The organism is Aureibaculum sp. 2308TA14-22 (assembly GCF_040538665.1).
Classification (GTDB): Bacteria; Bacteroidota; Bacteroidia; order Flavobacteriales; family Flavobacteriaceae; genus Aureibaculum.
Map to the genome: position 1 here is coordinate 2,843,418 of NZ_JBEWXT010000001.1, position 24,502 is coordinate 2,867,919.

General features: G+C 33.6%; 19 protein-coding genes. 2 read left to right on the top strand and 17 right to left on the bottom strand.

The annotated features are described in order from the left end of the window. Positions 1-9 precede the first annotated feature (9 nt). Positions 10-324, top strand: coding sequence for an alginate lyase family protein (locus U5A88_RS12785; RefSeq protein ID WP_354207031.1), 315 nt, complete (start codon positions 10-12; stop codon positions 322-324). A 133-nt stretch (positions 325-457) separates the two neighbouring features. Here the strand turns inward: U5A88_RS12785 and U5A88_RS12790 are convergent, their stop codons facing one another. From U5A88_RS12790 to U5A88_RS12805, 4 genes are all read right to left on the bottom strand, one after another. Continuing rightward, the gene (locus U5A88_RS12790; RefSeq protein WP_354207033.1) at positions 458-1,561 is read right to left on the bottom strand and encodes a type I phosphomannose isomerase catalytic subunit; all 1,104 of its coding nucleotides are present in this window, start codon (positions 1,559-1,561) and stop codon (positions 458-460) included. A gap of 4 nt (positions 1,562-1,565) precedes the next feature. Beyond that, on the bottom strand, positions 1,566-2,819 hold the full coding sequence (locus U5A88_RS12795; RefSeq protein WP_354207035.1) for an Nramp family divalent metal transporter: 1,254 nt from the start codon (positions 2,817-2,819) through the stop codon (positions 1,566-1,568). A 258-nt stretch (positions 2,820-3,077) separates the two neighbouring features. Next, complete coding sequence (locus tag U5A88_RS12800) at positions 3,078-3,746, bottom strand: bifunctional 4-hydroxy-2-oxoglutarate aldolase/2-dehydro-3-deoxy-phosphogluconate aldolase (protein ID WP_354207037.1); 669 nt, start codon at positions 3,744-3,746, stop codon at positions 3,078-3,080. A 45-nt stretch (positions 3,747-3,791) separates the two neighbouring features. Next, positions 3,792-4,832, bottom strand: coding sequence for a sugar kinase (locus U5A88_RS12805; protein ID WP_354207039.1), 1,041 nt, complete (start codon positions 4,830-4,832; stop codon positions 3,792-3,794). A 154-nt stretch (positions 4,833-4,986) separates the two neighbouring features. On the opposite strand from U5A88_RS12805, the gene U5A88_RS12810 reads away from it, so the two are divergent. Next, positions 4,987-6,021, top strand: coding sequence for a LacI family DNA-binding transcriptional regulator (locus U5A88_RS12810; protein ID WP_354207041.1), 1,035 nt, complete (start codon positions 4,987-4,989; stop codon positions 6,019-6,021). Positions 6,022-6,056: 35 nt separating this feature from the next. Here the strand turns inward: U5A88_RS12810 and U5A88_RS12815 are convergent, their stop codons facing one another. The 13 genes from U5A88_RS12815 to U5A88_RS12875 all read right to left on the bottom strand — a co-directional run bounded on the left by U5A88_RS12815 (position 6,057) and on the right by U5A88_RS12875 (position 24,491). Then, on the bottom strand, positions 6,057-6,821 hold the full coding sequence (locus tag U5A88_RS12815; RefSeq protein ID WP_354207042.1) for an SDR family NAD(P)-dependent oxidoreductase: 765 nt from the start codon (positions 6,819-6,821) through the stop codon (positions 6,057-6,059). A gap of 37 nt (positions 6,822-6,858) precedes the next feature. Continuing rightward, positions 6,859-8,160 carry an MFS transporter gene (locus tag U5A88_RS12820; RefSeq protein ID WP_354207044.1) on the bottom strand — a complete coding sequence of 434 codons (1,302 nt, stop codon included), beginning with the start codon at positions 8,158-8,160 and terminating at the stop codon, positions 6,859-6,861. A gap of 60 nt (positions 8,161-8,220) precedes the next feature. Then, positions 8,221-8,931 carry a FadR/GntR family transcriptional regulator gene (locus tag U5A88_RS12825; protein WP_354207046.1) on the bottom strand — a complete coding sequence of 237 codons (711 nt, stop codon included), beginning with the start codon at positions 8,929-8,931 and terminating at the stop codon, positions 8,221-8,223. A gap of 193 nt (positions 8,932-9,124) precedes the next feature. After that, positions 9,125-10,051, bottom strand: a complete 927-nt coding sequence (locus U5A88_RS12830) for a polysaccharide lyase family 7 protein (RefSeq protein ID WP_354207047.1) — start codon at positions 10,049-10,051, stop codon at positions 9,125-9,127. 9 nt (positions 10,052-10,060) lie between these two features. After that, positions 10,061-11,809 carry a PKD domain-containing protein gene (locus U5A88_RS12835; RefSeq protein WP_354207048.1) on the bottom strand — a complete coding sequence of 583 codons (1,749 nt, stop codon included), beginning with the start codon at positions 11,807-11,809 and terminating at the stop codon, positions 10,061-10,063. Positions 11,810-11,836: 27 nt separating this feature from the next. After that, on the bottom strand, positions 11,837-12,766 hold the full coding sequence (locus tag U5A88_RS12840) for a PKD domain-containing protein (protein ID WP_354207050.1): 930 nt from the start codon (positions 12,764-12,766) through the stop codon (positions 11,837-11,839). Between the two features lie 20 nt (positions 12,767-12,786). Continuing rightward, positions 12,787-14,295 (bottom strand): RagB/SusD family nutrient uptake outer membrane protein, encoded by a 1,509-nt coding sequence (locus tag U5A88_RS12845; protein WP_354207051.1) that lies wholly within the window; start codon positions 14,293-14,295, stop codon positions 12,787-12,789. Positions 14,296-14,313: 18 nt separating this feature from the next. Beyond that, positions 14,314-17,406, bottom strand: coding sequence for a SusC/RagA family TonB-linked outer membrane protein (locus U5A88_RS12850; RefSeq protein ID WP_354207053.1), 3,093 nt, complete (start codon positions 17,404-17,406; stop codon positions 14,314-14,316). A 541-nt stretch (positions 17,407-17,947) separates the two neighbouring features. After that, positions 17,948-18,325, bottom strand: coding sequence for a cupin domain-containing protein (locus U5A88_RS12855; RefSeq protein ID WP_354207055.1), 378 nt, complete (start codon positions 18,323-18,325; stop codon positions 17,948-17,950). A gap of 19 nt (positions 18,326-18,344) precedes the next feature. Continuing rightward, complete coding sequence (locus tag U5A88_RS12860) at positions 18,345-20,630, bottom strand: alginate lyase family protein (RefSeq protein ID WP_354207057.1); 2,286 nt, start codon at positions 20,628-20,630, stop codon at positions 18,345-18,347. Positions 20,631-20,656: 26 nt separating this feature from the next. Continuing rightward, positions 20,657-22,411, bottom strand: a complete 1,755-nt coding sequence (locus U5A88_RS12865; RefSeq protein WP_354207059.1) for a chondroitinase-B domain-containing protein — start codon at positions 22,409-22,411, stop codon at positions 20,657-20,659. 203 nt (positions 22,412-22,614) lie between these two features. Further along, positions 22,615-23,382, bottom strand: a complete 768-nt coding sequence (locus U5A88_RS12870) for an SDR family NAD(P)-dependent oxidoreductase (protein WP_354207061.1) — start codon at positions 23,380-23,382, stop codon at positions 22,615-22,617. A gap of 11 nt (positions 23,383-23,393) precedes the next feature. Continuing rightward, a complete protein-coding gene (locus tag U5A88_RS12875; RefSeq protein ID WP_354207063.1) occupies positions 23,394-24,491 on the bottom strand; it encodes a polysaccharide lyase family 7 protein in 1,098 nt (365 codons plus the stop codon). Between the last annotated feature and the right edge of the window lie 11 nt (positions 24,492-24,502).

Genomic DNA, 24,502 nt, shown 5'->3' on the forward strand with positions numbered 1-24,502 from the left:
TTAGACGCGATGACTACATTATGCCAAGTTTTATCTTCAAAAGATGATAATCTATTTAATTACCAAACCAAAGACGGAAAAAGTATTGGATTGGGTATCTCTTTCTTATTTCCTTTTATTGAAAATAAAGAGTCATGGCCATATAAACAAGATGTTATGTATTGGGAAGATTGGCCAGTAAGGCAACCTGCTTTGCTCTTTGCGGGTCTAGCTTTACAAAACAATGAATATTTAAATACTTGGCAGTCGTTAGATGCCAATTTTACTGAACAGGAAATCATAAGAAATATGCCTGTTAGGTATCCTTTACTTTGGATAAAGTAATTGTTTTAAATTAGGATCCATCTCATTCGAAAATATTACGATTTTATGATACTTTTTTAAAGTTTATACTTTTGAGTATCTAGGGAATAAATAGGAGTTGAATTATATCAACAACATCTTTATCAATAAAAAGTCAAGTTGGTGGATAACACAATAACATTTTTGATTTAATTTTTGATTTAAACGTAATTTCCTCAATTGCTGCAGAAAAGAAAATTTCATCACCTTGTTTATAATCATATATTTTTCCGTGACAAATAATTGAGCCTTCACCAAAATAAATGACTACTACATAAAAACTTCCATTCTCTTTTATTTTATAATCTCCGTCTAAATAAAGTTCTTTAAGTCCAAAACAACTAGTATGAACTTCATTAAAAATTGATTTTAATTTGTAGGTACTAGAACTATCTATAACTTCTGGTTCCACTTTCCAGCGTCTAATCGCTTCATCGTATGAATAGTTATCATAATGAAAACATGTTAACATTTTATCTACACCAACTCCTTGATGAATGAGTTCATCAGAAATTTCTAACCCAGCAGGGGTTATTTTCTCAACACGCATGGTATAATCTGTTGGTTCTTGTACTTCCATTAAAAAGCAACCACTACCAATGGCATGTGGTACGCCACCATAAATCATAAAAGCATCACCTGGCTTTACTACTATTTTATGAAGACAACTTAACATCCCATCAATATCCTGATTTACAAAATGCTCTTTCCATAGTTCTTGAGTAACTCCTTCTTTAAACCCCATATATACAACACTCTTTTCACCATTTATCTCACGTGTATTTAACACATACCAAGATTCTGTTTTACCAAAAACAGAATTTAGTATTGTACTTGAATATTCTTTGTCAGGATGAACTTGTATAGTTAACCGTTCTTTTGAGTCCAGCATTTTAATCAAAACACCTGTAGTTCCATACTTTTTAGCAAGTTTTTCTCCTAAGAAAAGTTCTTTATCATATTCAACTAATTCCTTAAGTGATTTTATACCATCAGGCGTATCTAATAAGGTTAAGCCTTCATTTTCAGGTCTCCCATCCCCTCTAGCCGTAACTGTAGACATAATCCATTCTTCAGGAAAACTACCATCAATTTCTGGTGTATCCTTTTTCCATTGATCAATCAATGCTCCACCTTCATAAGTACGCCAAACTCTATTTGATTTCTGTTTTAATGGCATATAAGCATATTGCCCTAAATCATCACTATTAGTTTGCATAATTCTAATTGATTAATTGAATTACTCCTTTAATTCCTATAAAAGAAGTGAAAATTGAAAACAATAAAATTAAAACCAAAAACACATTAGTTAAGGTTGAATTTTTATATTTTCCCATTAAGTCTTTTCTATTACTTAGGTAAAGAATACCTCCAACAGTTGCTGGTAGAATCACTGAGTTTAATGCCTGAGAAATTATCATTACAAAAACAGGACGGGCATTAAAAATTGGTACAATTAAACCCAATAAAGAGATTAATAGTACCATAATACGGTATTTTGGAAGCGTCATTTTACGCTCTGTATTATTATAATCGCATAATAACCATGGTAACATTAATATATTTGGAAATTGAGATGAAACTCCTGCGGAGATAATACCAATAGCAAACACAGATGTTGCGAAACTACCAGCTAAAGGTTTTAATAATTCAATCATTTGAGATGCTGTAGATAAACCAATACCTTCTACATATAAAGTTCCTGCTGCAGCTGCCATTATTGACGCACTGATAACAAACATGAGGGTTACAGATATAATGGCATCATTTCGTTGTTTTTTAAAATCGGTTACTTTCCATCCAGCTTCTTTTACTAAAGTAGTACGAATAATAAATAACCCAGAAAAAACCGTAGTTCCTACTAAAGATGCTATAATTAAAAATGGTTTATCACCTGAATCAAGTGTGTCCGGAATATTAGGAATAAGTCCTTTTATTATATCCATTGGTGGTGGCATCATTATAAAAAAGTTTAGCAAAAAACTTGCAGACATAATAGCTACAATTATTGCTAAGGCTCTTTCAAAAAATTGTGTTTTCCCATTCCAAAAAATGTAGTATACCAATGCTATAAATATACTTGCCCAATAAATGGGAGCTATACCACCTTCAACTGCACTTTTAGACCATACATAACAAATATCAGCCACAATACCCATTACACCCATAACGCTACCACAGACACCTGCAGTTAATGCCACAATAAAGAATATACCAACCCAGGGATGAATATGTTTTCTAAAAGCCTGCAGGGCGGTTTCACCAGTTACTAAGGTATAACGCCCATATAAATTAATCATAAAATAAGTTGTTAAACATGATGCCACTATGGTCCATAATAATTCCATGCCATAAGTAGCTCCTGCTTTCGCCATTGTGGTAACGCTACCCGTACCTATATTTAGGCCAAGTAAAAATATTCCCGGTAAAAACAAGGCTATCCATTTTAAAAACCTTTTACGAAAAGTTGTTTTCATACTATTTTGTTCTCAATTTAATAACGATATGAAAAAACAAAAGAATTACTTTTGTTTCTATCAGAACATTACAAACTTTAGGCGACATTACACAAGAATATTCAAGATTAAATATTTTTAATCTTGACCTGGTTTTCGAGAGGAAAGTAGAGGAATAATTAAGTTTACAGAAAACTCTGGATACCTAGATTAAGCTTTTGAGTAAGATTATAATTTAAGCATATAAACAAGATATATTCCATTTAGTAAAATTCATTATTACTTTCGAACCAATTTAATAATTTCTAATGCTTCTTTGACTTTATTCTCCAATCCTTCAAAATCTCTATTGGCCAATATCTCTTTTGAGATTAATTTAGAGCCCATACCTACACAAGTTACCCCTGCATTAAACCAACCTGATAAATTTTCTTCTGTTGGTGACACGCCTCCAGTTGGCATTATGCTAGTCCATGGTTGAGGGCCTTTTACCCCTTTTACAAATTGAGGACCGTAAATATCTCCTGGAAACAATTTCACAATCTCACACCCTAATTCTTCAGCTCTTGTAATTTCCGTCAATGTACCACAACCTGGAGACCATAATACTTTTCTTCGGTTACAAACAATAGCTATGTCTTCTCTTAAAACTGGTGTTACTATAAAATTAGCACCCAATTGCATATACAATGAAGCGGCTCCCGCATCGGTTACTGAGCCCACACCCATAATCATTCCAGGTAATTCCTTTATGGCATATTTTGTCAATTCACCAAATACCTCATATGCAAAATCACCTCTAGATGTAAACTCCATAAGCCTTGCACCACCATTGTAACACGCTTTTAAAACTTTTTTACTCAATTCAATATCAGTATGGAAGAATAAAGGAATCATTCCAGTATCTTTCATTACTTGTGCTACTTCTAGTCTTGAAAATTGTGCCATTATTTTAGATTTAATCGTTTTGGAATTTGTTTTTGTAATAATTCATTATCGTGCTACCCTTCCGGATGCATCACCACCCATTAATTTTTCTACTTCCGATACCTTTACTAAATTAGCATCACCTTTGATGGTGTGTTTTAAACAAGAAGCGGCAACTGCAAAATCCAAGGCGTTTTGATCATCCTCAGGGTATTTTAATAACCCATAGATTAAACCGCCCATAAATGAATCACCTCCACCTACTCTGTCTACAATATCTGTAATTTGATATTGACGGGTTTCATACATTTTTTTGCCATCATACAATACGCCAGCCCATGTATTATGTGATGCAGAAATAGATCCTCTCAAGGTTGTAATTACTTTTTTAGCTCTTGGAAATTTTTCCATCATCTGTTTACATACTGATAAAAAAGCTTCTGCTTTAACATCGTGCCCGTGTTTATGAACATCCAATCCTTCTGGATGAATACCAAAGTGTTTTTCAGCATCTTCTTCATTACCTAAAATGATATCGCAGTAAGAAGTTAATTCAGTCATAATCGCCTCTCTATCTCCTCCATAGTTCCATAATTTCGCTCTATAATTTAAATCTGTAGAAATTGTTATTCCTTTTGTGCTTGCAGCTTTTACCGCTTCCAAACATACGTCAGCTGCTCCTTGAGAAATTGCGGGTGTAATGCCAGTCCAATGAAACCATTCAACACCATCAAAAACAGCATCCCAATCAATCATACCTGATTCAATTTCCGAAATTGCAGAATGTGCTCTATCATAAACCACTTTACTTCCTCTACTTACCGCTCCAGTTTCTAAAAAGTAGATTCCTAAACGATCACCTCCATAGACAATTTTATCTACACCTACACCACGTTTACGCATTTCCATCATGGCACATTCGCCAATATCATTTTTAGGCAATCGGGTTACAAAATCAACCGAAACACCATAATTGGCCAATGATACTGCAACATTAGATTCACCTCCTCCGTAAACAACATCAAAATTATTGGCTTGTGAAAATCTTAAAAACCCCTGAGGAGCCAATCTTAACATGATTTCTCCGAAAGTAACTACTTTACCCATTTTGTTTAAATTTAGTTCTATTAATTAAGTTTGGTTAATCGTTTAAGCAAGAAATGAAAATAAAATCAAAATGGAAGCATTTAGCTAAAATTTTGATTATTCGTACAAAGGCATTACATTTGTTTAAACGATTAAGCAAATATATAAAAAATTTATGAAAAAAAAGAAAACCACGATAAAAGATATTGCTAATGTTTTAAATATATCTGCTGCCGCCGTTTCAAAAGCTTTACATAATGATTCTCGTATTAGCGAGAAAACGAAAAAAGCGGTTAAACAAGTTGCAAAAAATCTAAATTATCAACCCAATCATTTAGCAAGTGCCTTAAGAAGTGGTAAAAGTAAATTAGTTGGTGTTATTGTTCCTAGAACAAATAGTAATTTCTTTTCGTCAGTTATTCAGAATATTGAGGAGGTATTAAATAAAAAGGGGTATAACATTATTATTACCCAATCTAACGAATCCTATAAGAAAGAATGTGATAGTATAGATACACTACTTTATACGCAAGTTGATGGAATAATTGCTTCAATGGCTAATGAAACTGTTGATTTGAGTTACTATGAGAAGGTGAAATCTAAAGGTATTCCTTTAATATTATTTGATCGTGGTGAGAATGATTTAAATGTTGATTACATTGGTATTGATGATTATGACAGTAGTCACTTAATTGTTGAACATTTAGTAAACAAAGGATGTAAAAGAATTGCTCACATTGGCGGATATAAACGAACAAGAATTTATAATAACAGAATTCGAGGTTATAATGATGCTTTAAAAAAGCATAATTTACCATTAGATAAAGAATTACTTACCGAAAGTGGCTTAACTATTGAAAATGGGAGGAAAATGATGCATCAGTTATTAAATCTCGAGAAAAAACCAGATGCCGTTTATGCAGCTGGGGACTATGCGGCTTTAGGGGCTTTACAAGTTTTAAATGAAGAAAATATAAAAGTTCCAGAAGAAATTGCCTTAGTTGGTTTTGGTAACGAGCCTTTTACCGATATGGTTACACCAAGAATAACAAGTGTTAATCAGCATAGCGGAGAAATAGGAAAACGAGCCGCAAAAGCATTTTTAAAATATAATAAAGAAGAAATAGTGCAACAAACTTTGAATAAAAATATTTTAAATGCTGAATTAATTGTAAGAGATTCTTCAAACAAAAAAACCTCTCTTCAATAAAAAGAAAGGCTTTTTAAACTCAAAAAAATATTTTTTTATATCCCTAATGCCTGTCCGCCACCAATTTGAATAGTTTCAGCTGTTAAGAAAGATGCATCATCACTCGCTAAGAAAGAAACAACAGACGCTACTTCTTCGGGTTGCCCTAACCTTCCTAACATGATACTGTTTTTCCAAGTGGCAAATACTTCTGGCTTAGTTGATTTTATTTGAGCATGGAAAGGTGTATCAATAGTACCTGGTGATACTGCGTTTACCCTAATTCCATATTCGGCCAAATCTTTTGCTAAAGCTCTTGTTATTGCATGTACTCCAGCTTTAGATGTTCCATAGATTCCGGCTCCTGGTCCACCTGCATTCCACCCTGCATTTGATGTATAGTTAATGATTGAGGAATTTTCTCCTTTTTTAAGGAAAGGAATAGCTGCTCTTGAAGCAAAAAATACAGAGTCAAGGTTTAATGCCATTACGAATCTGTAAAATTCAGTGGTCATTTCTTCAAATCGAGATCTTCCACCTAATCCACCAGCATTGTTTACAAGCACATCAATTCTTCCATACTTCTTGCCAATTTTGTTAATATTTGCAGTTACTTCTTCCTCTTTAGTAACATCGAATCCATAATACTCAGCAGTGATTCCTTCCGCGGCAAGCTCTTCAACTCTTTTAGCCCCTGCTTCATCTTCAATACCATTTAGTACAACCGTATATCCATCTTTGCCAAGACGTTTTGATACTTCGAACCCAATTCCACCAGTTGCTCCAGTAATTACTGCTACTCTTCCTTTATTTTTACTCATTTTAATATTATTTTATTTATTATTCAATATGCTTATGTTATATTTTTTTTGCTATTGGCTCAACCTTCGGTACTAATATCCAAATACTAGCCAAGGTTAAAATAGCTAAGGCAGCTCCGATAACAAAGGCTGGAGTATAATTCCCGCCGCTTGTCAACCATGGCACTAGATATGTTAAACCCGCGGCGGTAAGTTTAGCTGCCATACCAGAAAATCCTGCCAACGTACCTACGGTTTTACCGCTAAAAAGATCACTGGGTAAAGTTTGAACATTTCCTATTGCAGTTTGGAATCCGAATAAAATTACTGCCATAATAATTACAGCCATTGTAGGTCCTCCAGGACTAGCCATTGCAAGAAGTGCTGGTAACATTATTACACATCCAAGAGTAATTACCATTTTACGTGTTCTATTAATACTCCAACCTACCTTTAATCTATTTTGTGCTAATAGTCCCCCAAACCAAGCTCCCAGCATGGCTCCAACATACGGAACCCAACCATAAAGACCAATAGATTTAACATCCATACCATATACCTCATTTAAGTAAATAGGTATCCAGAAAACGAATAGCCACCAAATAGGATCAATAGCTGCTGACGCCAGTATTACACCCCAACTCTGTTTATGAGATAGTAGCTCTGCAGTATTAGGGTCATATGCTTGATCTTCAACCCCATCTCCATCAAAATCTTCATTTTTTTGACCCGTTAAAATATATTCTCGCTCCTCATCCGTAATCCAAGGATGCTTTTTAGGAGGGGCTTTTACAAAAATTAACCAGGGTATTAACCAAAGTAAACCTATTAAACCAATCAAAATAAATATTGATTTCCAGCTAAAATATATCGTTAAAAATGCGATTAGCGGTATAGAGATAATTCCACCTATGGCTGCTCCTGAATTAAAAATTCCTTGAGCGAGAGCACGTTCTTTAGTAGGAAACCACTCTGCATTTCCTTTGGTAGCTCCTGGCCAGTTACCGGCTTCCGCAACACCCAAAATTGCACGAAATATTCCAAAACTTAACACTCCTCTTGCTAAAGCATGCAATGCTGTCGCAATAGACCATACTCCAATAGATAATACAAATCCCATTCGTGTACCTATCCAATCGAAAATTTTACCAAATATTGCTTGTCCAAAAGCATAAGAAAATACGAAAATGATTGAAATAAGAGCATAAATTGCCTTTGTCTCATCAGGTGTATGCCCAGGATATAGTTCATTAGCAATTTCTGGCCAAAGAACACTTAATGACTGACGATCAATGTAATTAATAATAGTAGCAAGAGCAATTAACCCAACTATCCACCATCTTAAACCTTTTATTTTCATTTTGTATAAATTTTTACATTATTTTGTTAATAATACAGAGCGTATAAATTTCATTTTTGATTATTCTTCTTTACCATTATAGCAATATTGATATAACGTTTTAAAATGGTCTTTCATTTTTTGTTTTGCTAATTGTGAGTCCTGATCTTTAATCGCATTATAAATATCGGTATGCTCCTGTATTCCCAAAAAAGCTTGGTTTTCATCACAGACATGATACTTTTCGAAATTTGTTATAATCTCAGGAGTTATTATTAACATTAAGGTATTTAAAGTACTGTTGCCACTTGCTTGAGCTATAGTCAAATGAAATAATAAATCTTCTTGTACGGCATCTTCACCTTTCAACACTTTTTCACTATAAGCATCAAGAGCATCTTTAATTTTATCTAAATCCTTATCAGATCTTCTAGTAGCCGCTAATCCAGCAGTTTTTAATTCCAACAAAATTCTGGTTTCAACCAATGATTTAAAATCAGGTGCTTCTAAACTTAAAATATCATCTATCATCCCATTCAAAGCCGTAATTCCAATGTTTGCTACAAATGTTCCGCTTTGAGGTATAGATCTTAATAAACCATAAAATTCCAATTTCTGAATGGCTTCTCTTACGTTACTCCTACTCACTTCAAACTTTTCAGATAACATGCGTTCAGAGGGTAATTTCTCACCAGGTTCTAAATTTTTGTAATTAATTAGGTCCCTTATTTTTGAAATAATACCATTTAGAGCATCTTGATTATCATTTTTTGTAATTACTTCTAACTTCATGTGTTGCAAATTTTTATTTTTCTAAACTGGTTAACCAGTTTTCAGTGATAAATCTATAAAAAAAACCTCACCTAATTGTTGATTTATCTATTTCTTTTAAAAATTTAGATTTAACCGACCCTGTTCACGAGTCGGTTAAAGTCTAAAGGAACTAACTCAACTATTTATCTTCTAATAAATTCTATTTTTTAGATTAATGACTTACTTCTAATTCATAAAACCTAACCTTTGAAAACGAACCTTCATCTCTTGATTGAAAGTAATTACCAGCCTTAAAGTAATTCTCAAATACACCCCATCTTCTAATATGAACATTCTCATAAACTTTATATTCACTTCCATTTAGAATAATTACCATTTTACCTTCAGAAACCTTAACTTCTAAGGTGAATTTTCTAAAACCTACTTCTTGTTCAAAATTAAACCCGTCATCATTATCCCATGCATCTTCATGTAAAATTTCCTCATCAGTAGCGTTCAAATTTTTAAGGATTTTAGTTTTTACACGAATTTTACCTTTATCCCAATAAATCTTTAAAATGGGAGGAGCGTTATTGTCTTTAGCTCCAATTAAATCACGCTGTTCATCTGTTAAACGCCCATGTATTTGCATAATAATGGTTCTATGGTATTTACCGTCAGAATCTCTTGTTGTTTGATCCATAGCCAACTTACCTTTCATTATTCCACCTTGTTTAAACGTCCAATTAACATTATTTTCTCCTGGTACCATTTGTTCTCTTAATTCTGACCGCGTATACTTCGTATTTGCAGTCTTAGAATTAGTTGGCATAGCATGAAAAACAATAGCTCCTTTTGTAGAATCTATATACATATAAGGTTGAGCTTTTTGATTTTTTGCAAAATCAAGAATCTCTGGGGGCTCAATTTCATAGGGTTTTCCCTTTTCATTCAATACTGGTAAAGTCACTTTCCAATGGCTTAAATCAATATTAGGAAGCTTAACTTTTTTCTTCCTCTTTTTTTTCTTCTTTTTATCTTGTTTTTCAATTTTACTATCCGATTCTGAAACGCTACTTCCCTTATTTTGAGCAGTAGCGTTAACAGATAAGAATATTGTTAATACAATAACTAATAGTTCTTTTCGGAAGTTTTTCATGATAATATTTTACTGTGCTGGATAAACTTTAACATTATCTACAAAAGCATCTACATCTGTAAATGCGTAAATAAATATAGATACTTCACCTACAGAATTAGATCTAAACTGAAGTTTAACTGTTGTACCACCTGAACAAGAATTGTCAGCAAACTTTCCTTTAGCCTCAGTCCCAACATGCTCTACCAAAGCATTGCTAGCAAGGGCAACATCGCTATCACTAAAATGACCATTTAAGATTGCCGCAACTACACTGTTAGTTTCAGCCCCTCCAGTTTTTATAGCATATTCATACTCAAAAATGTAATCTGTATTAGGGCTTAATGTAACTGCTTGGTATGCATATCTAGTATCACCAGGGTCAGCAGTACCGTCTGCATCATCAGCACTATTGCCAGATGACCATTTTGCTCCTCTTGTTTTAGAACCAGTTTCTGTTCCGTCATATTCTGTACAAGATCCATCAGAACTACCACTAAAAGGGTTTGAACTTCCCGGAGTGTTAGCTATTTTCCAAGGAGGGTATACGTCACTAGAACCTCCATTAAAATCTCCCCACAAAATTTCTGGATTAATAGGACCCGCTGGTCCACCAACAATAACTTCTTTTGTAACAGAAGTGGGTTTATTAAGAGAATTTGTAGTTGTTAACGTAACCATGTATGTCTTTTCCAAACCATCATTATTATAACTATGTGTTGGGCTTGCATCTGTTGAGCTATTACCATCTCCAAAATCCCAACTATGACTAGTTGCAAGTTCAGAAGCATCTGTAAAGGTAACATCATAATCACTAGCTACCTCATCAAAAGTAAATTCAGGAACTGAAAGTGGAGCCCTATAAAGATAAATGTTATCTACATTAAGAGTTGCCTCATTACTTGCAGTACCGCCTGTACCTAATTCTAATTTTATGTCGTCAATTTGAGTAATTCCTTCAGAAGCAAAATCAATATCGACACCTGTCCAAACACCATTCGTTAAAGTTTGTTCAAAAGTTTTACCTCCCAATGTTATTTTTACTTTATCAACACCTATATCATGTAAAGAATGAAGGTCTAAGTGAATGGAATCTGCAGAAGCACCAGTTCCAAAAACATCTGCAATAACTATAGCAGGGTCAAAAGAAATAGATGCAGCAACAGTACCATGAAGCCTAGAATACTGAATTACTTTATTTTTTATATCTCCAACCTCTACTTCATTATACTCTGCATCACCATCATCAAAATTAGAACTTGAAAATTTGTTTGAATAGGGAGCAAAAACACCACCAGTTTCAATACCATCACTGAAAATAACATATGCATTTTGATCAAGTATAGTTGGTGATAAAGGTACCGAAGATATATCAGTAACTTTATGTGTAATTGTTACATTCTTAGTCTGAGTAACACTCGCAAGACCTTTATTTGATATTGCAGTTACTGTTACCGTATATGTAACTTCTTCAACGTCATTAGGATAATCGTAAGATGCCGTACCTGCATCTTCTGTAATTGTTATTACATCAGTTGTGCTATTTGGGTCTCCAAAATCTACCTCATAAGAAGTTGCTCCCAAACCTTGCGGACGTACGGTAACCATAGTTCCGTCTCCATCTTCTACTTTTAAAGTTATAGCATGACTTGGAAATGTAATTTCCGTAAGCCCTGTTCCTTCTAATGACGTTGGAGATTCTTTTACAAACTCATCTTCACATGAGACTGCAAGGCCTGTTATAAGTAAGGCAAATATTCCTTTTTTTAATAAATTCATAATTTCTACTTGTTTATTATTATTTTGTTATGGTTTTGGATATACTTTAACATTATCGATATACGCGTCTTGATCTGTATCACCAAAAATCCAAATCGAAATTAAACCGCTTGCATTAGACGTAAATTCCTTTTTAACTATTGTAAAGTTTCCTTTGCCATTAAGTTCATTAGCAACTGACTCTGCCAAAGGCGTACTCGCTAAAGCATCAGCTCCATCTTCAAAGTGACCATCTAAAATTTGCACCGTTATGTTACTTCCAGGAGAAGCAGCCACCTTTATAGCATATGCGTATTCTATAATATATTTAACAGTGCGATCAGCTGTTGTGGGCGATACAGTTAATGCCTGATATGCATATCTTCTACTACCTGGATTTCCAGGATCAGAAGTGCCTGCAGCAAATTTCATACCTTTCGTTTTAGAACCCGTATCTACCTCATCATAATTTATAGGAGAACCATCACTAGAAGTGTTAACTGTCGTTGTAGTTCCGCCCGTAAATTTATCTATTTTCCAACTAGGAGTAAAACCTGTTTCCATATCTCCATTAATAACAATTGGATTGATAGGAACAAATACATCTCTCACTTCTACCATTTGTGTAGTAATTCCTGACGCATTATTTGCATCAAGAGCTGTTAATGTTACTTCGTAATCACCTTCACCAGCTTCAAAAATATAGATAGGATCTTTATCTGTTGACGTATCTCCTCCGCCAAAATCCCAGATATAATTTGTAGCTTCACTTGATGTATTGGTGAATTTAATTTTTCTAAAGTTCTCAGCGTCTGGAGTGGTACTAAAGTTTGCTTGTGGTAAAACCAAATCAGGTATAGAACCTGCCTCTGGCAAATCAAACTCAAAAGCTTCTTCGCAGCTTACCACGAAAAATATCGCTGATATGCCTAACACAATCTTTATAGCACTCTTCAAAGTATTCAATTTTTTTTTCATGTTTTCTAATTTTTGTATTATTAATAACCAGGATTTTGTGTTAAAAGTCCCTTACTTAAATTAATTTCTCTTGATGGAATTGGCAATAGTAAGGCTCTGGCATTATAACTAGGATAAACTGATATGTCATCATCGTCATCTTCGTTAGCATGATTTTGCAATACAGCATCCGCAACTCCAAACCTTAACAAATCAAAGAAACGCTGATTTTCAAAAGCCAATTCTACTCTTCTTTCCAATAATAATTCCTCCTTTGATATTACCCCGTCTGCATCATTAGGTAAACCTGCACGATTTCTAACAGCGTTGAATGAACTTAATGCCTCTGCAGTATTAGCATTACCAGTAGCTCCCATAATTGCTTCTACATGCATCAACAATACATCAGCATAACGTAACACTATCCAATCATTACCCGCATCTTTAGGACTAGCACCATAAGTTGGAGCGGCTGGATCTGTAGTAATATCAGAGCCATCAGGTAAAAACTTCGTTACTTCAATTTTCGGATCATCTGGATCACCAAAAACAGCATAAGAAACTGCTGTTCTATTCCCTCCATTTGCATCAAAAGCAGCTACCAAATTAGGATTAACATAGTTTAAACCATCCTGTCTACCTTGACGTTTAAACCCCGTGAACTCAGCCGAGAAACCTTGACTTTCATTTGGATTTCCAAACTCATATCGAATAGCAAAAATAATTTCGTCATTCAATTCATTATAAAATACATCGTTAAAATCAGCCTGTAAATTAAAATTTCCACTGGCTACAATAGCCTCGCATAACTCTTTAGCTCCAGCATAGTTAGGGGTAGGCTGTGATAAATATACTTTTGCCAAAATGCCTTGTGCCGCCGCTTTTGAAGCTCTGGCCTTATAACTATTATCTAAATTGGCAACAGCTTCTTGTAAGTCTGCTACAATTTGTTGATAAACTGTTGCTTTAGGCACTCTGGTAAAAAGTAATTCATCTTGATCAGAGGATACCACCTCGGTTACCAATGGAACAGCACCAATTGCATCATCATCACTTCCATATAATCTAACCAAATTAAAATAGGCATAAGCTCTTAAAAATTTAGCTTCTGCTGTGTATTTTGAAATGTTTGAAGCATCTGCGGCATCAATATAATTAAGAATATTATTTGCTCTAAAAATAATTTCGTACATAGATTGATAATAATCTTCTGATTGAATGTTGTTTGCATCGGTTACATACCTATGAAAATCAGCTCTTGAACCTTCGAGAGTAGCACTTCTTGTATTGTCAGAGCGGTGCTCTGTCAAAAGATATTCAAATTGTACACCCCTATTGAAATCTGAGTTGCTCGATTCTGTATTTTCATTAACTCCCTGTATAGCGTCATAGATTCCATAAATTCCAGCCAATACATCTGCGTCTGTTTTAAAGAATCCATCCGAAGCAACAGCAGTATCTGGTAGTGGATTTAAAAACTCATCTACATCACAAGAAACAAAAATAGCTCCTATTGTTAATGCAAAAATTAAAAATTTTATATATTTCATAATTAATGTTTTTTTATATTAAAAATTAATGTTCAAACCAACTGAGTAAGTACTAAACAAAGGCGTACCTGCTCTTTGAGAGCCATAAGTTATAGGCGTATTATTGGAGTCAATATATTCAGGATTAAAACCGTGATAATCATCAGAAGTAATATAGAGTACATTCTGTCCACTTGCATACAATCGCAATGATGATATCCCTAATTTTGATACAGCATCCTTTGGTAAATTATAACCAATATTTACATTACGTAATGAAAAATATCCTGAATTTTGAACAATATCGTTTGTAAAAATTTTCGGTTGAAGAAAAGAGACATCAGAAATAATTCCTTCAGCCACCATTTGTTCTGCACCGCCATCAATAGTGGCACCACTAAAATGATAGAAATATTGATCTCCAACGTTTCTTACTTGCCCCCCTTGACTCCCTTGAATCATAAAAGAAAAATCCAAGTTTCCATATTTAAAATCATTGGTCAAACTCCAAACGATATCTGGATAAGGGTCTCCCAAAATGGTCTTATCACCATCTGTAATTAAACCATCTCCATTCAAATCTTTTACAATAATATCCTCAGCCTGTCCGTTAATTCGATTATAAGGCGTATCCCAATATTGTGTTGATATTTCCTTATCAACAACATAGCCATAAAAGGAAGAAATAGGATTACCAACCAAGTTTATCCATTGTGTATTTCTATCAAATCCATCTACGCCAAGGTTTCCATTGTCATTTCCAAAATCAATTAATTCATTCGTGTTGGTTGATGCGATAAATGTTGAACTCCACGAAAACTTTTCCATGGCAACATTTTTGGTTCTCAATTCAAGTTCCCAACCTCTATTTTCTACTTCTCCTTTATTTACGATTCCTCCACCAAATCCGGTAACATAAGAAACATCTTGATTTAACAATAAGTTATCACTTGTTCTCTTGTAGTAATCTAAGGATCCCGTTATCCTATTGTTAAAAAACCCAAAATCTACTCCGGGATTAATTTCCTCAGAAGCTTCCCATTGTAACAATGCATTGGCAATATTTCGCGGAGAAAAACCTGAAGCGACAGCACCATCATCCGTAACCGCATTGGCACCTTGTAATAGTGCCAAATAAGGCCAAGTATTGGTTAAACCATCTCCTACATTAAAATTTTCAGCACCCGTAAGACCATAACTAGCTCTGAACTTTAATGTACTTAAGAAATTACTATCACTTAAGAAATTTTCATTGTGTACATTCCATCCTACAGATACTGCAGGGAAATTACCCCACTTAGAATCTAAACCAAAAACTGAACTACCATCTCGTCTAATTGAAGCATTCAATAAATATTTATCTGCATAAGCATAGGTAAACCTGCCAAAATAACCAATCTTTCTAATACTAAGATTGATTTCGCCATCTGCAGGTTTGGTAATAATTGTTGCTCCTTGTAAGTTTTTAAGCAAATCATTAGAATATCCACTGGCATTAACAGTACTAATTTCATCATTTCTCTTTTGAATTGTTGCACCCGCTAATACATTAATTTCATGATTACCAATTACCTTATTATAAGACAGGGTATTATCTGAAATTAATCTAGTTCTAAATCTATTTCTCAACTCATAATCTGCTCCATTCGAATGATGATACTTTGTCCCATTCCATCTTGTTCTTTTACTCTGTTCTAAAGTAACCCCAAAACTTGTTTTTGCTGTTAAACCATCAAAAAGTTCATAACTTAAATAAGTAGAACCTAATAATTTAGTCTTAAACTCATAATGTTCTCTTTCAACATATTGTGCATAAGGATTTTGATCTCCTGAAGTACGAGGTGTTGTATTACTGCCATCACCATTTATGTCTAACTCATCCAAATGATCTTCTCGAAAATAATCACCCACCCCAACATCTGGATAAGCATCTCTATCAATAAACTGAAGCGTTTCTTCTGTATGATAAATAGGTAACCAAGGTGATTGTCTTATTGGGTTATGTATAGATGTAGGTAATCTTCTTTGTTTTGAATAAGAAGGTGTCGCACTCAATCCAAATTTAAGCTTTTTGCTCAATTTGGTATCTACTTTAATTTTTGCAGAATACACCTTATAATCATCCGTTATCACCACACCTTCATCATGAAGATATCTTAAAGCCGTACTAAATTTTGTATTTTCAGTACCCCCTCTTGCTGAAAGAGAATGACTTACAATATTACCTCCATCAAAGAAAACATCTTGCCAATCTCTATCAATACCGGTTACCTCTATTAGTTTTAGTGCGTACAAGTTACCATTACTAATGGAACCTGTTTCTGCCAATTCTTTAGCTGCCCAATCGGTAGCATTTCTCCTATAATCATCACTCCCGAAAGCTGATTTATAACCCGTGTAAACCTCATAACCAAATTTTGTTTTTCCTTCTTTTCCTGTTTTTGTAGTAATTAGAATTACCCCATTAGACCCTTCACTACCATAGATAGAAGCAGATGCTGCATCCTTTAAAACCTCAAAAGATTCTACATCATTCATATCTAGAGTTCCAAGAAAGTCAGAATCTACTATCACCCCATCTACAACTACTGCAGGTCCTGCATCAGATGATATCGACCCTGTACCTCTAATTCTAATAGTAGGTGCTCCGCCAGCTTCTGCATTTGACGCAGAAATGTTTACCCCAGATACTTGCCCTATTAAAGCATCATCAACCCTTGCTACCGCTATTTGGTCTAAACTTTCGTTTACAACTTTTGAAATAGAACCAGTAAGGTGAGATTTTTTCTGAGTTCCGTAACCCACAACAACAACTTCATCCAATTGGTTGCTGTCCTCAGCCAAAGATATATTGATTGTTTTTTGGTCTTCGATTATAATAGTTTGAGATACATACCCTATAAATGAAAATTGTAGCACATCGCCACTTTTAACTTCTAAAGAATAATTACCATCAAAATCCGTAGTGGTACCCTTACTGGCACCCACAATTAATACAGTTGCACCTGGAATTGGCGATTGATCAGCCTCAGCTATAACTGTACCCGTTAATGTATAGCTATCTTGAGCAAATAATGTAATATTTACAAGCAAAGCTATCATTAGAGCTAGTATTGATTTAAATTTCATCATTGATTTTATTATGTTAGTAATATTTGATTTTAGTACTATTAAAAAGTACTTCTAAATGAGAATATTTCTTCTCATTTCTTAACATAACCTTAGACAAAGTTTAGAACTAAAAATCAACTGATTTTTGTATTTTTGTAGAAAGCATGTTTTTAGCAAAGTAATTTCATGTATTTAATATTACTTCCCCGACAAAAGAAGTAATACAAATGGAGGATAGGCATATGTCTATCCTTTTTTTATTAAGTAGAGTTTTTCATTGTTTATTGAGTTGAGTTAGTATTAATATTGTTAAGAACACTATTTAATTGGTTTTCCAAACTGGTAAACCAAATTGGTTTTCCAAAGATATGTTATTTTTTCGTTAAAAAAAATATTTTTTCAATTTTACTCCATAAAAACTCTCTAATAGGGCAATATATATCTATTAAAATGCCTGCTTTAGTACATTTTTCTCCGTGTAATACGTGAGGTAGAATGTATAAAGAATTTCCATAAAAAAATAAAACTGTACTATTCTCTCGTAATATCTAACAGAATTATTCTATGACTTATCTCCAAAATAAGATACTCCATCACCACTTAAGAAATCTTCTCTTACTGGACTAAAGGTGTCAATTAGCATCCCTTCTTCTAAGCAAACTGCACTATGCAATAAATTAGGTTCGATATATACTCCATCTCCTGCTTCTACAATTTGTTTTACTCCATCAATTTCAAATTCAAATTTACCAGAAACACAATAGGTAGCTTGTGTGTGAAAATGTTGATGTGGAGCACCTAATGCTCCTTTTTCAAATTTTACTTTTACCATCATGATTTGGTTATCGTAACCTAAGAATTTTCTTGATACTCCACCACCAAGTTCTTCCCATTGCATGTCTTTTGTAATGATATACTTTTCACTAAATCGTTGTTTCATATGTTTATTTTTTTTGTTTTTATTTAAAATAATAAGAACCTGACCACTCATAATTCTTATTGTTAATGTTTAAGTTATGTTTTGCTTCTTTTGAAGCATTAGTATTTGCTGTTATAAATATCTTGGTGTTATCACTTATAGTTGTTATTGCAATTGCTGTGTAATCTACTGTATCTAAAATTACTCGAATTTCTTTAATACTACTTTTTGAATTTACAGCAGATTCTGAAACCGGACTATAACTACCATGAGATTCAATAATTGAAACAAAAGTTGTATTTTGTGAATTTTTTCTTCTTAATAGCATAGCAGGATCTCTTCTTAAATTAAATTCTGGGTCATTTGCTCCGATTCTTGTAAAAAACATTGCATCTTCAGTAGTAGTTAAAGTTGTTAAAGTGTAAAACTTGTTATTATTTAACCAAGAGAACTTTGAACTGTTGTTATCAGCTTTAGCAATACCTTCCACAAATAAATGTTGGTAACCATTTTTGGTTCCTAATGGTTTTAATATTTGAGGTGTTGTATATTCAAAATTGGTTTGTAACACCTGTCCGAAATAGTAAAACGGCAAGTCATATTGATTCGATTTTTCTGAAATTACCTTCATAATATCCAACATAAAAGGCTTTTCAAATTCATCATCTTTAATGATTGCCATAGTGCGAAGCATTTCGGTTCCAGGGTATGCATTCTCTTCTTTTGCACTCACAACTTGCACACTTTCATTTTCTGATGAAAAATAATGTAAAACGGAATGATATTGACTCCCGATTTCATACTTTCCATTAAAATGAGAGATTTCATTTTGTGTTACTGTATTATGAGCGATAGTTTGTTTTGCCCATGTTTTATTTTCCTTTAAGTAATTTCCACCACCTTTTTGTTCAATATTTACAAAACGTGCCAACCCATAATCTTGAATTACTTCTTCTCCATTTTCATATAATGAGTACGATAACTTATCATAATGACCATGACTAGACCCTTGAGCAGCGTATTTAAAAACAAGTTCTAGCTCTTCGTTTCTTAATATACCAACTCCACCTTGTGTTCCATCTGGTCCATCAGACAAATTAATTGATTTTTTATCAAATGGTTTGGCTTTCCCATTTTTTATACCCAATGCAACTGCCAAACCAGAATCATCTAATAAAACCTGATTTTGTTCTTTTGCAATAGATAATAATCCTGGATCTTGTTCACCATAATGATAAGAAATATCTACGGCAGTAACTAAAGCATTATTATAATATGACATTCCTTTTTGACCATCGTTGAGTGGAAAAAAATCGCCGTCTGCATCAGATAAATTAAGTAGTGCATTTATTGATTTTAAAAGTACACCATCTTTATATTCAAAAATCTTTAATTCTGGTTTTACGTTATGTAATCCTTCAGCAAAAATTAAAAAAGGATACATTGCATAACGCTGATAATAGGGTCCTTCATTGTAATAACCATCTGGCGAAAAAGGCTCTTCTATATTCGCTAAAAAACCCGCTTTTCCATCTTTATTTAAAAATCCACCATCATCATCTTTAGCCTTTGAATCCAATTTTAAGTCCTTTATACCATACAAAGCACGATCTATTAATTCTTGGTCATCCATTACCAAACCAATCATACCAACTGCTGCATTACCCCAAGTACTATGATTATGGACTCTCTGATAAAATTGTGGACTATCTACTGAAATATGGTCTGCGAAAGGTCTGAATAGATTAGTTTCAAGTTTGTTACGCTCTTCTTCAGATAAATAATTATAGATACAATCGTAAGCTTGGCTCACATAAACTAACCAATTAGAATCGTTTAAACATTGCCAGAATAATTTCCCTCTTGCATATGATCTTGTTTTTGGGTGTAATGGCAAGGTTTTATAAAGTTCCTCATATTGCATCAGCATATCTTTTACATACTTTGCATATTTTTCATCGTCCAAAATTTGATATAAAAGACCTGCTTTTTGTAGTACAAACCAATTACGTTTGTGTCTTACATGCGTGTAACCTCCAGAATAATCTTTAGGAATAGGCACCTCTATTCCTAAAGCAATTTCGGCATCAATTTCTTCTTGAACTGCTTTCAGTGTGTTATCAAAAATTGGAATACTACCCAATTGTGCTCTAATATCTTTTACACCTTCAGAAGTAAGGATTAAACTTGGATGCTGAGACTCAGAATTTGCATTTGTTTTTTCATTTGCATTCGTTTTATTAGAAACATCTTTTTTACAAGAAAAAAGAATTAAGACTAAAAAAAGAATTAAAAACCTTGGTTTTATACATTTTGATGTTTTCATTCTTATTGTGTAACAAGTTTTCATACTTACTGTATTAGTATTCTTTTAAATCCATTATTAACTTTTAATATATACATGCCCTTAGAAAGGTTCGTTACATCTATTTTTCCGGTAGGTGAAGCGATATAATTTTGCTGTACAGTTCGTCCGAGTAAATCAAGAACTTTAATGGATCCTATATTTTCATTTTTTTTTGATAAGGTCAAATAGTTACCTTCTACTGGATTGGGAAATATTTTCAATTCTTCGTCTAGATTAAATTCAACTAGACTCAAGGTTTGATATGCACCAAAACCAATTTTTACACCTACATCAGCTTGCGAATAAGGCAGGTTTGTACCTACTGAATTAAACTCTTCTGCACCAGCATCAAAGTCTGATGGTCTTAAGCCACCAAGGATGTCTACTGTTAAAAATGAGTATGACCCCAGTCCAGAATTTATGGCAGCACTTCCTGTTGCTAACCTATAAAAATTACTTCCACTAGATAGTAGCCCAGAAGTAACAGTTTGGTTAGAATTCACTCCATCTATTAAATCCCAATCTCCGTTCTGAGTTATGTTTCCTTCATAAATTGAAATTAAGGTAGGTGCTGTAGTTTCTTCTAAAGCAGAATCGCTAGAATTTAGCATTATATTATTTGCAATCACTAAGTTTTCTGGAGCTAATGTTAAATCGCTTTTAACCTTAGTTCCTACTCTTATTGCCAAGTCACAGTTAACTAGTGTATTATTTACTATTTGTACGTTTTTAACTTGGTAATACTCATTTAATTCTGAATTCAGTTTTCCATTACTAACATTTATACCTCCTGTAGCACCAGAGCTATTACCATTTGGTTTTCTATGATTAACACCTTCAATATAGTTGTTATATATTTTATGATCTTCACCTATAACTCGAATTCCACCTGAGAATGAATTATTATTGGCAAAAAAATAGTTACCATAAACTTCAGTATTATTACCATGCCTTAAAGTTAGGGTTCCTTGATAATCTCTAAAAGTGTTGTTATAATATTTATTACTACCGCATTTGTTTGAAATGATTTCTACTTCACCTGACCAATTATAGAAAAAATTATCATAGACTTCTGTAAATGAATCTGAAAGGGAAGTTGTACTCACCCCAATTCGTATAGCATCTTGATCATTTAATCCATTAATATCATTACCTACAGGAACTCTATCGGCAAAATAGTTATGATGAATTTTAGAATAATCGGGAGTTGAGTTATTATGATTATCATTAATAATACTGCCAACGCCATTTTTTCCAATGAAGGAAGAATAACTTACTTCGTTATATTCCCCATAAATAATAATCCATTTAAATTTAAGTGTTTCTTGACTTGCAGTACCATTATATGAATCAATCTTGATATTTCTAACGAGGCAATTTACGCAGTCATTATTACTCGTATCCCTAAACTCAATAATGGGTTCAATTTTGTCACCATCGGTTATAAGACCAGATGCATTTTGAAAAACAACGCCTTCAAAAATAATGTAAGAACCTCCCAAACTAATATTTGATCGACCTTCAAAAAATACACTTCCAGGAGTTTCTGCCTTAATCGTTATCGGGTTTGATGCCGTTCCAGTTTTATTGATATTAATTTGAACATCGGTCCATGTTTGGTTTGCCAATATGATGGTTGTACCAGCTGAGGCATTGGATATAGCTGTGTTTAATTGAGAACTTGTTTCAACAAGTTGACCGTAAACCGACATACAGCATAAACAAATAATGATACAAAAAGAAAGTAAAGATTTACTCATGTTTTAAAGCAAAAAAGTTAAATGTATAATGATATCAGGTATATCATATAATTGGTTTACCAGTTTGGTTTACCAAAAATACAAATATTTTTTGATTTATCGCTTATTTAATTTTTTAACAAAAAAATAATCAGAATAATCTTTAAAACTAATACTTTTTCACTTTCAATTGCATAAGATCCAATATACAATTTAACAATTAACTACATGTTGTAAACACCGCCATTGATATCCAGTGTAGCACCATTAATGAAGCCGTCATACTCGGATGCTAGATATAAAACCGCTCGTGCTACGTCAGCTGGGTTACCTGCTCGCCGGATTGGAATACCAGCAGTTGTTTCATTTGCGGATTCTTTTGTTGTATGAGTATTGTGAAATGAAGTTCCAAGGATAAGACCCGGAGCAACGGCGTTGACCCGAATTCCTTGTGGTCCCAATTCTGAAGCTAATGCTCTTGTAAAAGTTAAAATTGCACCTTTACTTGTTGCATAAGCTAATGATCCTGGATGACCACCTTTACGACCAGCCAATGATGCCAAATTAACAATACTGCTGTTCTTTTTTTTTGCCAAATATGGTGAGGCTGCTCTGGTAACAAACATCATGGAAGTTAAATTAATATCCATGACTTTATGCCAAAATTCGGTATCCATTTCACCAATCATTTTACGTGCGACTAAAGATCCTGCATTGTTGATTAACACATCTAAACTACCAAATACGTCAACTGTTTTTTCTACAACTGCATTAGCATCTGTTTCATTGGTTAAATCACCACTTATAGCTATAGCTTGTTGACCATTACTTTTTGCATAATCCACTAATGCATTTGCTGAATCTGCACTAGAAAAATAGTGAATGGCAACATTTGCTCCGCTATCAATAAAGTGTTTAGAAATGGCTTCGCCAATACCTTGTGCACCAGCTGTGACTAATACGTTTTTAACTTTTAGTTTATGAGTTATCATAGGATTAATTATTATTTTGCTTTATCGTTTTTACTGAAATAACCTTCGTTAGACACCGTATTTTCGCTAACTTTAATGCTTCCTGACTTAAACCAAACCTCAGCATAGTTGCCATCTGCATATTGTTTTTTAACATCACCTCCATGAGTCTCTGCACCAGAACACCAGTTTCTATTTTCTTCAGGTGATTTACCATTCGTTTGATTATAAGCACCAAGTTTAAAAAAACAACCTTCGCTCGCATAAGCCTCTTTTCGTTCCACACCATCTTGACCAATTGGAAAAAATAATTTCTGAATTTGTTCTGGGATATCTGCTTTTGTTGCGTATTCCGATTCGATTAAGTTTTTGGTAAAGGTTTTGGTTTCGTGTCCTTCACTAGTAAATGTTAAGTGCATGATGCCATCTTTTACTTCAACTTCATAACTAAATTCCTCACCCAAAGCAATTCCATCTTTTGGTTCTTCGGGATAGGTATTTGCTGAATCTCCAACTACTGAAAAATCGTGTCCCCAAACGGCTGTTGAAAAATCCCATCGTCCTGAATTATCATCACCTCTTGTATTGATTTCATAATGCCAAAACACTGAGCCTTTAGTATGACCAGGAAACTTTTTGTAGAATATCTTTAATGGTTCGTTTTCATGTCCATCTGCACTATGGATTTGACCTACTACTACTGAATGCGAAGCTGCAACGCGAGCATCACCAGTTGCAGAGACATTCATTACTTTTAATGTTGCTGATAATTTATCGTTAGCAGCCTTAGGATACCATTTTTTGATTTGTGCTAATTCTGTTCTGGTATTATTAGATGTCCCATGTGTGTTTCCACCATTTGGTGTTTTAAACACGACCCAATCTCCTAGGCTGTCTGTTGCTGTGTAAAAGTAATCTTCATGTTCAAATGAATTAGCGATGCCGACATTAGCTCCATCTCCTAAAATTAATTTCCAATGATCAAAAAACGGAATCACATTACTTGCATATAATGTTTCCTCTTTTTCTTCGATTATATCTTCTACTTTCTTATCTGTGTTTTTACAACTATTCAAAATAAAAAAAGCACTTAGAATAATAAGTGATGATATTGTGATTTTTTTTTTCATTTTTATATAAT

What these genes read in the sequence shown, in the direction of transcription:
- U5A88_RS12785 (WP_354207031.1), top strand. Translation starts at nt 10, where the DNA reads ATGACTACATTATGCCAAGTTTTATCTTCAAAAGATGATAATCTATTT.
- U5A88_RS12790 (WP_354207033.1), bottom strand. Translation starts at nt 1,561, where the DNA reads ATGCAAACTAATAGTGATGATTTAGGGCAATATGCTTATATGCCATTA.
- U5A88_RS12795 (WP_354207035.1), bottom strand. Translation starts at nt 2,819, where the DNA reads ATGAAAACAACTTTTCGTAAAAGGTTTTTAAAATGGATAGCCTTGTTT.
- U5A88_RS12800 (WP_354207037.1), bottom strand. Translation starts at nt 3,746, where the DNA reads ATGGCACAATTTTCAAGACTAGAAGTAGCACAAGTAATGAAAGATACT.
- U5A88_RS12805 (WP_354207039.1), bottom strand. Translation starts at nt 4,832, where the DNA reads ATGGGTAAAGTAGTTACTTTCGGAGAAATCATGTTAAGATTGGCTCCT.
- U5A88_RS12810 (WP_354207041.1), top strand. Translation starts at nt 4,987, where the DNA reads ATGAAAAAAAAGAAAACCACGATAAAAGATATTGCTAATGTTTTAAAT.
- U5A88_RS12815 (WP_354207042.1), bottom strand. Translation starts at nt 6,821, where the DNA reads ATGAGTAAAAATAAAGGAAGAGTAGCAGTAATTACTGGAGCAACTGGT.
- U5A88_RS12820 (WP_354207044.1), bottom strand. Translation starts at nt 8,160, where the DNA reads ATGAAAATAAAAGGTTTAAGATGGTGGATAGTTGGGTTAATTGCTCTT.
- U5A88_RS12825 (WP_354207046.1), bottom strand. Translation starts at nt 8,931, where the DNA reads ATGAAGTTAGAAGTAATTACAAAAAATGATAATCAAGATGCTCTAAAT.
- U5A88_RS12830 (WP_354207047.1), bottom strand. Translation starts at nt 10,051, where the DNA reads ATGAAAAACTTCCGAAAAGAACTATTAGTTATTGTATTAACAATATTC.
- U5A88_RS12835 (WP_354207048.1), bottom strand. Translation starts at nt 11,809, where the DNA reads ATGAATTTATTAAAAAAAGGAATATTTGCCTTACTTATAACAGGCCTT.
- U5A88_RS12840 (WP_354207050.1), bottom strand. Translation starts at nt 12,766, where the DNA reads ATGAAAAAAAAATTGAATACTTTGAAGAGTGCTATAAAGATTGTGTTA.
- U5A88_RS12845 (WP_354207051.1), bottom strand. Translation starts at nt 14,295, where the DNA reads ATGAAATATATAAAATTTTTAATTTTTGCATTAACAATAGGAGCTATT.
- U5A88_RS12850 (WP_354207053.1), bottom strand. Translation starts at nt 17,406, where the DNA reads ATGATGAAATTTAAATCAATACTAGCTCTAATGATAGCTTTGCTTGTA.
- U5A88_RS12855 (WP_354207055.1), bottom strand. Translation starts at nt 18,325, where the DNA reads ATGAAACAACGATTTAGTGAAAAGTATATCATTACAAAAGACATGCAA.
- U5A88_RS12860 (WP_354207057.1), bottom strand. Translation starts at nt 20,630, where the DNA reads ATGAAAACATCAAAATGTATAAAACCAAGGTTTTTAATTCTTTTTTTA.
- U5A88_RS12865 (WP_354207059.1), bottom strand. Translation starts at nt 22,411, where the DNA reads ATGAGTAAATCTTTACTTTCTTTTTGTATCATTATTTGTTTATGCTGT.
- U5A88_RS12870 (WP_354207061.1), bottom strand. Translation starts at nt 23,382, where the DNA reads ATGATAACTCATAAACTAAAAGTTAAAAACGTATTAGTCACAGCTGGT.
- U5A88_RS12875 (WP_354207063.1), bottom strand. Translation starts at nt 24,491, where the DNA reads ATGAAAAAAAAAATCACAATATCATCACTTATTATTCTAAGTGCTTTT.